The organism is Mumia sp., from assembly GCF_028803055.1.
Taxonomy (GTDB): Bacteria; Actinomycetota; Actinomycetes; order Propionibacteriales; family Nocardioidaceae; genus Mumia.
Genome location: NZ_JARBCJ010000029.1, coordinates 1 through 8,728 on the forward strand (window position 1 = coordinate 1; position 8,728 = coordinate 8,728).

The 8,728-nt window shown below is 71.9% G+C and carries 8 protein-coding genes and 1 pseudogene; 2 read left to right on the forward strand and 7 right to left on the reverse strand.

Annotated features, from left to right (window positions below; genetic code table 11):
* The 3 genes and pseudogenes from PV363_RS04855 to PV363_RS04865 all read right to left on the reverse strand — a co-directional run.
* A pseudogene (locus tag PV363_RS04855) lies at positions 1–569 on the reverse strand (transferase); the annotation flags it as partial.
* Positions 570–646: 77 nt separating this feature from the next.
* Positions 647–3,160 (reverse strand): sodium-translocating pyrophosphatase, encoded by a 2,514-nt coding sequence (locus PV363_RS04860; protein WP_301021793.1) that lies wholly within the window; start codon positions 3,158–3,160, stop codon positions 647–649.
* 166 nt (positions 3,161–3,326) lie between these two features.
* Positions 3,327–3,677 carry an STAS domain-containing protein gene (locus PV363_RS04865; RefSeq protein WP_220345907.1) on the reverse strand — a complete coding sequence of 117 codons (351 nt, stop codon included), beginning with the start codon at positions 3,675–3,677 and terminating at the stop codon, positions 3,327–3,329.
* 136 nt (positions 3,678–3,813) lie between these two features.
* On the opposite strand from PV363_RS04865, the gene PV363_RS04870 reads away from it, so the two are divergent.
* Together PV363_RS04870 and PV363_RS04875 are read left to right on the forward strand one after the other, a co-directional pair.
* Positions 3,814–6,177 (forward strand): DEAD/DEAH box helicase, encoded by a 2,364-nt coding sequence (locus PV363_RS04870; protein WP_301021794.1) that lies wholly within the window; start codon positions 3,814–3,816, stop codon positions 6,175–6,177.
* A gap of 75 nt (positions 6,178–6,252) precedes the next feature.
* Positions 6,253–6,789 carry a hypothetical protein gene (locus PV363_RS04875; RefSeq protein ID WP_220343163.1) on the forward strand — a complete coding sequence of 179 codons (537 nt, stop codon included), beginning with the start codon at positions 6,253–6,255 and terminating at the stop codon, positions 6,787–6,789.
* Here the strand turns inward: PV363_RS04875 and PV363_RS04880 are convergent.
* The 4 genes from PV363_RS04880 to PV363_RS04895 all read right to left on the reverse strand — a co-directional run bounded on the left by PV363_RS04880 (position 6,759) and on the right by PV363_RS04895 (position 8,624).
* Positions 6,759–7,133: an Rv3654c family TadE-like protein gene (locus PV363_RS04880; RefSeq protein ID WP_220343162.1), complete on the reverse strand. Its 375-nt coding sequence runs from the start codon at positions 7,131–7,133 to the stop codon at positions 6,759–6,761. The genes PV363_RS04875 and PV363_RS04880 overlap by 31 nt on opposite strands.
* Positions 7,133–7,468 (reverse strand): TadE/TadG family type IV pilus assembly protein, encoded by a 336-nt coding sequence (locus PV363_RS04885; protein WP_220343161.1) that lies wholly within the window; start codon positions 7,466–7,468, stop codon positions 7,133–7,135. Before PV363_RS04885 ends, PV363_RS04880 begins: the two co-directional genes overlap by 1 nt.
* 101 nt (positions 7,469–7,569) lie before the next feature.
* Positions 7,570–7,758 (reverse strand): DUF4244 domain-containing protein, encoded by a 189-nt coding sequence (locus tag PV363_RS04890; protein WP_220343160.1) that lies wholly within the window; start codon positions 7,756–7,758, stop codon positions 7,570–7,572.
* A gap of 140 nt (positions 7,759–7,898) precedes the next feature.
* Complete coding sequence (locus tag PV363_RS04895; protein ID WP_220343159.1) at positions 7,899–8,624, reverse strand: type II secretion system F family protein; 726 nt, start codon at positions 8,622–8,624, stop codon at positions 7,899–7,901.
* Positions 8,625–8,728: the final 104 nt, after the last annotated feature.

Below are 8,728 nucleotides of genomic sequence, written 5' to 3' on the forward strand. Positions count from 1 at the left end.
GCCATCGCCAGGGCGCGCGGGTTCACGTCGGTGCCGACGACGCGGTCGGCGTGGGTCGCCAGGTGGAGCGACTGGACGCCACAACCGGTGCCCAGGTCCAGCGCGCTGCCGACAGGGGTACGGACGGTCAGCTGCGCCAGCGAGGACGAGGCCTCGCTGATGCCCAGGACGTGCTCCGGCCCGACCGTGCGCGGGCTCCCGTCGAGCCCGGGAGTCAGATCGCAGACCACCCACCAGTCGTGGTCCTCGTCCCCGTACGCCCTCAGGTCGACCCGCGCAGCGACCTCACCGACGGAACGCTCGAGGATCCCGGCGACGGTGAGCGGGTCGACGAGCCCGGGGAGAGCGCGTTCGGCGTCGTCGAGCGTGACCGGCATCTGGAGGGCGAACAGCCGCGTGAGCGTCGACAGCGGGGAGCCGTCGGTGGTCGCCCGCCGGCCGGGTGTCGTCTCGTTGCGCATGAGCGCACGGTGGGCGTCGGCTCCGAGGAGACCAGCGACACCGTCGACCGTGTAGGGGGCGGCACGCAGGGCGTCGCGCAGGGCAGCAGCGTCGGAGTCGCGGAGCATGGCCTCACCCTAGGCGCGACCCCCCGACGTGCCGGAGGGCCGCACCCCCGTGGGGTACGGCCCTCCGGGCAGGGGCACTAGACCGGTCGCGGGTCCTGGTAGCCGGACTGGTCCCACTCGGGCGCGTCGGGCACCGGACCACGGCGTGGCTCGCGGTCCTCGTCGCTCGACGGGTCGTAGTCGACGCCTGGGGGCGTGACCTCGTCGGGCTCGCCGCCGTGCCCGCCGCCGTGGGACCCGTCGTCACCCGCGCCCGGGTCGTCGGTGATCGCCGTGGTGCGGTTCCGAGCCACGACCACGGCCACCACGATGATCGCCAGGGAGACGCCGGCGATCGTGAAGCGCAGCGGGTCGCTGGCGTCATCGCCGTACGACATCGTGACGATCGCCGGGGCGATGAGCAGCGCGACGAGGTTCATCACCTTGAGGAGCGGGTTGATCGACGGACCGGAGGTGTCCTTGAACGGGTCACCGACGGTGTCACCGATCACGGTGGCCTCGTGCGCCGCGGACCCCTTGCCGCCGTAGTGGCCGTCCTCGACGAGCTTCTTGGCGTTGTCCCACGAGCCGCCGGCGTTGGCGAGCATGACGGCCATCAGGGTGCCCGCCGCGATAGCGCCGGCGAGGTAGGACCCGAGCGCGGTGATCCCGAGACCGAATCCGACCGTGATGGGGGCGAAGATCGCGAGGACGCCGGGTGTCGCCAGCTCACGCAGGGAGTCGCGGGTGCAGATGTCGACCACGCGGCCGTACTCCGGGCGACCCGTGCCCTCCATGATGCCGGGGATCTCGCGGAACTGACGGCGCACCTCGTAGACGACCGCCCCGGCGGCGCGGCCGACGGCGGCGATCGAGAGTCCGGAGAAGAGGAACACCACGGACGCACCGATGATGAGTCCGACCAGGTTGTTCGGCTCGGCGATGTTGAGCACCCCGAGCAGGCCGAGCAGCTCGCTGGCTCCCTCGTCGGTCACCCCGGCGAGGTCGTTCGCCTCACGCGTGACGATGTCGGCGAACGACCCGAACAGCGCCGTCGCCGCCAGCACAGCGGTCGCGATCGCGATGCCCTTGGTGATCGCCTTGGTGGTGTTGCCGACCGCGTCCAGCTCGGTGAGGATCTGAGCGCCCTTCTCGTCGACGTCGCCCGACATCTCTGCGATGCCCTGCGCGTTGTCGCTGACCGGCCCGAAGGTGTCCATGGCGACGATGACGCCGACCGTGGTCAGCAGGCCACAGCCGGCGAGCGCCACCGCGAACAACGACACCAGGACGACGCCGCCGCCGAGCAGGAACGCGCCGTAGACGGCGGCGGCGATCACGAGCGCGGTGTAGACGGCCGACTCGAGGCCGAGCGAGAACCCGGACAGGATGACCGTCGCCGGGCCGGTGAGCGCCGTCTTGGCGACGTCCTTGACGGGGCGGTGGTCCGTGCCGGTGAAGTAGCCGGTGAGCGCCAGGATGACCGAGGCGAGCACGATGCCGATCAGGACGGCGACGATCGCGACGACCTGCGGGTTGAAGTTGCCCGGATCCTCGACGAGACCGAGCTGTCCGAAGAAGCCCTCGATCGCCGTGCCGCCGCCGGCGCCGGTGAGATCGGCGGAGCTGGACGGCAGGTAGAGGAACGCTGCGATGGTGCAGCCGATGGCCGAGACGATCGCCGACAGGTAGAAGGAGCGGTTGATCGTGGTGAGACCGCCCTCGCCCTCGCGGGGACGGGTGAGGAAGACGCCGAGGATCGCGGTCAGCGCACCGATCGCCGGGACGATCAGCGGGTAGACGAGGCCCTCCTCGCCGAAGGTCACCGAGCCGAGGATGAGTGCGGCGACCAGCGTCACCGCGTACGACTCGAAGAGGTCCGCGGCCATGCCGGCGCAGTCTCCCACGTTGTCGCCGACGTTGTCGGCGATGGTGGCGGCGTTGCGCGGGTCGTCCTCAGGGATGCCCTGCTCGACCTTGCCGACGAGGTCGGCGCCGACGTCGGCGGCCTTGGTGAAGATGCCGCCGCCGACTCGCATGAACATCGCGAGGAGCGCGGCACCGAAGCCGAAGCCCTCGAGCACCGACGGGGCGTCGCCCTTGTAGATGAGCACGACGACCGAGGCGCCGAGCAGGCCGAGTCCGACGGTGGACATGCCCACGAAGCCGCCGGTACGGAAGGCGATGCGCATCGCCGGGGCGCGGCCCTCGGTCTGCGCCGCGGCCCCGCCGCGGATGTTGGCCCGCACGGCGAGCCACATCCCCAGATAGCCGATGGTCGCGGAGAAGAGAGCGCCGACGAGGAAGAAGATGGAGCGTCCGACCCGGATCTCGGCGTCGCCGGGGAGGATGAAGAGGAGGAGGAACGCCAGGACGACGAAGACCCCGAGGGTCTTGAACTGTCGCGCAAGGTAGGCCGACGCGCCCTCTTGCACCGCGCGGCCGATCTCTTGCATCCGCGGAGTGCCTTCTGAGGCGTCGAGAACCTGCTTGCGGAACAGGGCAGCCATCACCAGAGACACGACCGCAATCGCGGCGACCGCCGCGACGAGGGTGAGATTTGTCCCGGTCAGGGACAGATCTGTGGATGCTGCCAGCGGAACGTACGTCATACGGATCCTTCCTCGGCACGGCGCACGGGTGCGCTGACTCGGACGTGCCCGAACAGACAACCAGCAACGTGACCTAGGACACAACCATTTGGGTGACGCCACATCGATTTGTGACCAGAAGTCTGCGGGGTCCGCAGCGACGCCGCATCCGGAGGCCGCAGGAGGGTCAGGACCCGTCGCGGTGGGCGTCGATCGCGTCGTCGACGCTGGTGTAGATCCCGAACACCTTGGCGAGCCCGGTGATCTCGAAGATCTTGAGCAGACGCTCGCGGGTGCAGACGACATCGAGGCTGCCGTCGTGGGCGCGGACCCGCTTGAGCCCCCCGACGAGGACACCGAGGCCGGTCGAGTCGAGGAAGTCGACCTGCTCGACGTTGACGATGACACGGTGGTGGCCGCCCTCGATGAGGTCGGCCAGGGCCTCCCGCAGCCGCGGTGCCGTGTAGACGTCGATCTCGCCCGCGACGTCGACGACACGAAAGCCGTCGAGCGCTCGGGTCTCCAGCGACAGGTCCACGACGGCTGCTCCTGCACATCGGCGGGTGGGACAGACGACATTCAATCACGCGACCGGCGGCGCAAACGGCCTGCCGCGGGAACGCTGCGGGCCCGATGAGGCCGGATCCGCTTGCCGTCCTTGGGAGACTTTGGATGTGCCCGATCCGATCGAGACCCTGCTGCGACTGCCGGGTGCCACGGACGGTCGTCTGCTGCACCTCGCTCGCGAGGATGCGCGCGACGCCGTCTATGCGCCGTGGCCGTCGTGGGTGAGCGACGCGCTGCGCGCGCGCTATCGCGCCGTAGGCGTCGAGACGCTGTGGGCACACCAGGCGGAGGCCGCCGAGCTGGCTCACGCCGGGCATCACGTGGTGGTCGCGACGGGGACCGCGTCGGGGAAGTCGGCGGCCTACCAGCTGCCGGCGCTGGCTGCTCTCGAGGCCGGGCGAGCGGCCGACCTCCGTCGGGGCAGGGGTCCGACTGTCCTGTATCTGGCGCCGACGAAGGCGTTGGCGCACGACCAGCTCCAGGGGCTGTGCCGCATCACCTCGGGGTGGGAGGAGGTCCGCGCCGCCGCGGTGGACGGAGACAACACCCGCGAGGAGCGGAAGTGGGCGCGGGACCACGCGAACTATGTCGTCACGAACCCCGACCTCCTGCACCGCACGCTGCTGCCCTCGCACGCGCGGTGGGCACGGTTCTTGTCCGGCCTCCAGTACGTCGTGGTCGACGAGTGCCACCACTATCGCGGCGTCTTCGGCTCGCACGTGTCGCACGTGCTGCGGCGGCTCCGCCGGATCGCGGCGCACTACGGCGCAAATCCCGTCGTCGTGCTGGCCTCGGCGACGGTGGCCGACCCGGCACGGTCGGCGTCGCGGCTTGCCGGGGCGCCGGTGCGGGCGGTGACCGACGACTCCGCCCCGCGCGGCGAGGTCGCGTACGCCCTGTGGGAGCCGCCGCTCGTGGAGTCTGCCGGCGGCGAGAACGGCGCGCCGGTGCGACGCCCCGCGACGGTCGAGGCGGCGGGGCTGCTCGCGGACCTCGTGGCCGCGGGCGTGCGCACCCTGGCCTTCGTCAGGTCGCGACGCGGCGCGGAGGCGGTCGCGATGTCGACGCGTCGGATGCTCGCCGAGGCGGATGCCGAGCTCGCCGAACGGGTCGCCACCTATCGCGGCGGCTACCTGCCTGAGGAGCGGAGGGCGATCGAGCGGGATCTCCGCAGCGGCGCCCTGCTGGGGCTCGCGAGCACCAACGCGCTCGAGCTGGGGATCGACATCGCGGGCTTGGACGCCGTGGTGACGACCGGCTTCCCCGGGACCCGAGCGGCGTTGCGGCAGCAGTTCGGGCGGGCGGGTCGTGACGGGTCTCGGGCAGCGGGCGTGTTCATCGCGAGGGACGACCCGCTCGACACGTATCTCGTGCACCACCCGGAGGCGCTGCTCGGGGCGCCGGTCGAAGGCACCGTCTTTGATCCGTCCAACCCGCACGTCATCGGCCCACACCTGGCTGCGGCCGCCCAGGAGCTGCCGCTGACGGTCGCCGACCTCGAGCTCTTCGGTGAGGGGGCAGCCGAGGGTGTCGACGCGCTCGCCGAGGCCGGGTGGCTCCGGCGTCGGCCGCAGGGGTGGTTCTGGACGCGCCGGGAGCGGGCCGCCGACCTCGTCGACATCAGATCGGTCGGTGGCCCCGCCGTCCAGATCGCCGACGACGCGACAGGGCGTGTGCTCGGCACGGTCGACGGTGGACGGGCCGACTCCACCGTCCACGAGGGCGCGGTCTACGTGCACCGGGGCGAGACCTACGTCGTCGAGCACTACGAGCCCGCCGACCAGATCGCTCTCGTCCGCCCGGACCGTCCCGACCACACCACCACGGCACGGTCGGTGACCGACATCGCGATCGTCGCCGAGCGGGCGGCGGTGCCGTGGGAGCGTGCCACGGTCGCCTTCGGTGACGTCGACGTCACCAGCCGAGTCGTCTCGTACGTGAAACGCCGGTCGGGATCGGCCCAGATCCTCGCCGAGATCCCCCTCGACCTCCCGGAGCACACGCTGCGGACGACCGCGGTCTGGTGGACGTTGCCCGGCCGCGTCGTCGAGAGCCTCGACCTCGACGCGGCCGACGTCCCCGGGGCGGCCCACGCCGCCGAGCATGCGTCGATCGGCCTGCTGCCGCTCCTCGCGACGTGCGACCGGTGGGACATCGGCGGCGTGTCGACCGCCCTGCACCCCGACACCGGCATGCTCACGGTCTTCGTCCACGACGGGATCCCGGGCGGGGCCGGCTTCGCCCGTCGCGGGTACGACATGGCTCGCACGTGGCTCGCGACGACACGTGACGCGATCGCCTCGTGCGCCTGCGACACAGGGTGCCCGTCGTGCGTGCAGTCGCCGAAGTGCGGGAACGGCAACAACCCCCTCTCCAAGCGGGGCGCCGTGGTGCTTCTCGACGCGCTTCTCGCCGGCGCACCCGGGCACGACGACGCGGCCCAGCCGGTCGGAGGCACACGCTCCGGGTGACCGGACGGCGCGGGATCCCGGTCGAACCCCCCGGATGCGGTTATCGTGGCGACACGATCGGAAGGTGGGGGACCGATGATCGCTGTCGGAGTGCTGCTGCTCGCGCTCGCCGTCTTGGTGGGCGTCGTCGTGACCATCGAGGCGACCGACCCCGTGAGGATGGACGTCCTCGGCTGGGACGTCGCGACGGACGGGATGGGCGTGTTCTGGGCCGGTGCGGCGACGATGCTCGTCGCGGTCGTCGGGCTCGCGCTGGTCGTCCGGGGAGCCCGCCGTGGCTACCGCGTGCGCAAGGAGAACCGGCAGCTCCGCAAGGAGCAGCGCAGCCGGGAGAAGGAACAGGCGCAGGGAAGCCCGCAGGGTCCCGCCGGAGTGCCTGGAGATCGCCCTGACGACAGCGCTGCCGCCCCACGGGATCAGGCGTACGACCCCGAGAGCGAGCGGGCCTACGACCCCGCGTACGACGCTCCAGCGGATCCGACGATGGCGGACCCGTACGAGACCCCGACGGCCGACGAAGGTCGCGTCGAGGCGCCGCACGAGAGCACGACCCAGGAGGGGTATCCGCCCGAGGACCCCCGTCACGGCCCTTCCGCTCCCCCGGGGCGGTAGTCCGACGGCGCGGCACGAGCGGTCCGGTGGACGGAGATCGACCGTCCCCACAGACGCGCCGACCGCTCGACGACGACGGTGGCCACCGCCTCCTCGACGGTGCAGCGGTGCAGGACCGTCAGGTTGGCGGACGCGACGCGGCGCGCCGCCTCGCAGCCGTCGTCGCCACGGAGCACCGCCTGGCTCGCGGCCAGCGCGGCGAGGTCGGCGCTCGCGGTGACGTGGTGCTGAAGGCGCGCGACGGCGGCAACGTGGAGCGTCACGGCGCATGCCGTGGTGGCCACGACGGCGAGGACGGCGGCGTACACCGTCGCGGCCCCCCGCTCGGCCGGCTGCCGGTCCATCACGAGCCGTCCTCGTCGGCGCTCACCGCGGTCGCCTGCAGCGACAGCGCGAATCCCCTCACGATCGGGAGGTCGACCCGCGCCTCGTGAGCCACCGTCACCACGGTGGTCGACTCGCGGCCCTCGTCAATCTCGACGACCGATCCCTGAGGTGCCATGGCTCGGACACCCTCCCGGACGGCGTCCGAGTCGTCGCCTCGCGCCGCCATCCGTGCGCCCTCTCGCGCGGCATCGACCAGCCGCACCTGGGTGATCCCCATCGTCGTCGCCCACACCAGCGCGAACGCCAGGGCCACGAGGAAGGGCAGGATCATCGCCGTCTCCGCGGTGACCATCCCCTGGTCCTCGGTGTCTGCTCTGCCCAGCCGCACTCGTCGTCCTCCCTCTGTCGGCCAGGTGCGGGCCTGCGCCAGTCGCAGGCCCACACCCGGCTGCCTCACATGAACGGCAGGAGCTCGATGCCCTTCTCGAAGACGTTCTTGATGAAGTCGTTGAACCAGTCCGAGGTCGCGATGCTGTAGATGGCGCCGCCCACGGTGCATGCGCCGACCGTGCCGACGGCGTACTCCGAGGTGGTCATGCCCCGCTCGTCGGCACGGGCACGCAAGGTCTTCAGGAATGTCATGGGATCTCCTCAGTGGGTGTCACGGACGCGGACGCGATCTGGCCGCATCTTCAAGGTGGGTCCGCGACCTCTGCCGGGCCCGTGGCGGTGACCGGGCTGGGGACGCCGCCGGGCTGTGGACGCGGCATCGTGCAGCGGGGTCACAGCTGCAACGACGTGAAGGTCGACACGATCGTCGGCACGACCCCGAGGAGCAGGAACGCAGGCAGGAAGCACGCCCCCAGCGGCGCGGCCGTCCGGACGCCGACCGACCGCGCTCTCTCCAGCGCCTGGGCGGCGGCGGAGGCCCGGAGGTCGTCGGCGCTGCGGACGAGCGAGCGCCCGACCGGCGTGCCGCTGCGTGAGGCTCGGGCGAAGGCGCGGGCGAGCGGTGCCAGGACCGGATCGTCGACGAGCTCGCGCCAGACGGTCACCGGATCGGAGCCGATCTCGAGCCGTACCGCGACGCCCGCCAGCCGCTCGCCCAGTGGACCTCCGACCGCGCCGCCGACCAGCTCGAGCGCGTGGTTCGAGGGCCGTCCCGACTCGATGGCGGCAACCACGAGGTCCAGCGCCACGGGCAGCGCCGCGATCTCCGCCTCGCGTCGCCGGCGGACGGCCGCGGGCTCCAGCCGCCGGATCCACCAGGTGACGCCACCCCCTGTCACCGCCCCGGCGACGAGACCGAGCGTGCCCCCGACCACCAGGAGAACCGCGGCGGTCGCGAGCATCCCGGCGAACCAGGGAGCCGTCACCCATCCCGGGCGGACACGCGCGGAGGAACCGGCGTCGGTCTGAAGAGGCAACGCGCGCAGTCGCCCGGTCCGTGGGGTGTCGCAGGCCAGTGAGACCGCCCACCAGGCGAGGAGACCGGCGACCACGCTCATCGCGCGACACCGTCGGTGATCCGCTCGACCCACAGGACCCCGAGGGCTGCGAGTGCGACACCAGCCACGAGGCACCACGAGCCTGCGCCACCGCCGAGCAGGAA

What these genes read in the sequence shown, in the direction of transcription:
- PV363_RS04875 (WP_220343163.1), top strand. Translation starts at nt 6,253, where the DNA reads ATGATCGCTGTCGGAGTGCTGCTGCTCGCGCTCGCCGTCTTGGTGGGC.
- PV363_RS04880 (WP_220343162.1), bottom strand. Translation starts at nt 7,133, where the DNA reads ATGGACCGGCAGCCGGCCGAGCGGGGGGCCGCGACGGTGTACGCCGCC.
- PV363_RS04885 (WP_220343161.1), bottom strand. Translation starts at nt 7,468, where the DNA reads ATGGTCACCGCGGAGACGGCGATGATCCTGCCCTTCCTCGTGGCCCTG.
- PV363_RS04890 (WP_220343160.1), bottom strand. Translation starts at nt 7,758, where the DNA reads ATGACATTCCTGAAGACCTTGCGTGCCCGTGCCGACGAGCGGGGCATG.
- PV363_RS04860 (WP_301021793.1), bottom strand. Translation starts at nt 3,160, where the DNA reads ATGACGTACGTTCCGCTGGCAGCATCCACAGATCTGTCCCTGACCGGG.
- PV363_RS04895 (WP_220343159.1), bottom strand. Translation starts at nt 8,624, where the DNA reads ATGAGCGTGGTCGCCGGTCTCCTCGCCTGGTGGGCGGTCTCACTGGCC.